At 66.1% G+C, this 1,350-nt stretch carries 1 protein-coding gene and 1 pseudogene; one reads left to right on the top strand and one right to left on the bottom strand.

Going from position 1 to position 1,350, the window contains the following annotated elements:
* Positions 1-979 (top strand): annotated as a pseudogene (locus ACXJL8_RS41210) (L,D-transpeptidase); the annotation flags it as partial.
* Positions 980-1,046: 67 nt separating this feature from the next.
* Here the strand turns inward: ACXJL8_RS41210 and ACXJL8_RS41205 are convergent.
* Positions 1,047-1,350, bottom strand: a 304-nt coding sequence (locus tag ACXJL8_RS41205; RefSeq protein WP_456687052.1) for a hypothetical protein, incomplete at its 5' end; no start/stop codon positions are given.

Genomic DNA, 1,350 nt, shown 5'->3' with positions numbered 1-1,350 from the left:
GCCGCACCGTGTCGACAAGCTCTCCGGCGAGGCCGAGGAGGCCATCCGCGCGGCCGACGAGACCAAGAAGGCTGCTGCGGCGGCGGCGAAGGAGGCCACGGGGCTTCCCGCCTCGCTGCGCAAGCTTGAACAGCAGAAGGCCCGCGCCGACGCCGAGCTCGCCTTCGCCGCCAAGTCGCTCGCGGCCGCAAAGACCGATCAGGCCCGGGCCAAGGCCGAGGAGCTGCAGCAGAAGGCGGCGACCAGGGCCGCCGACGCGGCGAGCCAGCTCGATGCCGCCAGGGCCGCCGCGCAGCCGAAGCGCGACGCCGTTGCTGCCACCAAGGATGCCGCCAAGGCGGCGGCGGCAAAGAAGGCTGAAGCCGTCAAAGCGGCGACGGACGCAAAACTCGCGCTCGAGCCGGTCTCGGTCTATGTCAGCCGCGCGACGCAGAAGCTGTATGTGCGGCGGAACACGCACAAGCCGGCGCCGGATGGCGGCGGCGAGGTGTTCGATACCAGCATCGAGGTTCCCGTCACGATCCGCAATCCCGACCAGCCGCTCGGCACGCACATCTTCACGGCGATGGCGAAGAACGAGACGGGCTTGCGCTGGAGCGTGGTCACGATCGAAAACGGCGACGACGCCAAGAACGCGCTCGACCGTATCACCATCCCGCAGGACGTGTGGGATCGCATCGGGCCGACCGCGCTGCCACGCTCGTCGATCATCATCTCGGACGAGCCGCTGAGCAGCGAGACCAACTATCGCACCGAATTCGTCGCAGTGCTGAGCAACCAGCCGCAGGGCGGCTTCATCACCCGCAAGCCGACCGCGCCTCCGATGGACGTGGCGAGCGATGACAGCTGGGACAATGGCGGCAACGGCTTCGGCTTCTTCTTCCAGCGCGATCCGAACCCGCAACCCGTCAACCCGCGCCGCCAGCGCGGCCAGTACCAGTACTATCAGCCGCAGCCGATGCCGCGGAGCTTCTGGTAGGACGCGGGACGTAAGTTCGTGCGACGCCTTATTCGCGCGACCGCCGATTCATGATGAGGAACTTCCCTCACGGGATCAGCGGCGAGTCCAGTGGCGCAGTTGAGACGCAGATCGGCTCGGTGAGTTCGATTCCATAGCGTTGCGACAAGGGCGACAGTTCGTGCTCGGGCAGTAGCGCGCAAGCGATTGCCAAAAGGTCGCCACGTGGCCAATCGACATCCCATAGATGCTGCCCGTCGCGCCCCCATGAAAGAATCTGGCGTTGGCCGTTGACGAAATTCGCGCCCCAGAGATTGTCATGCTTCATTGTTGGGCCGATTTGCATGCCGGTCGCAGCGTCCCATAACCGCAATTCATCGGCCCCCCAAGTG

This window comes from Bradyrhizobium sp. P5_C11_2 (genome assembly GCF_054049755.1).
The sequence above is the reverse complement of the archived record's forward strand: the minus strand, read 5'-3'. Positions and strand labels throughout refer to the sequence as shown.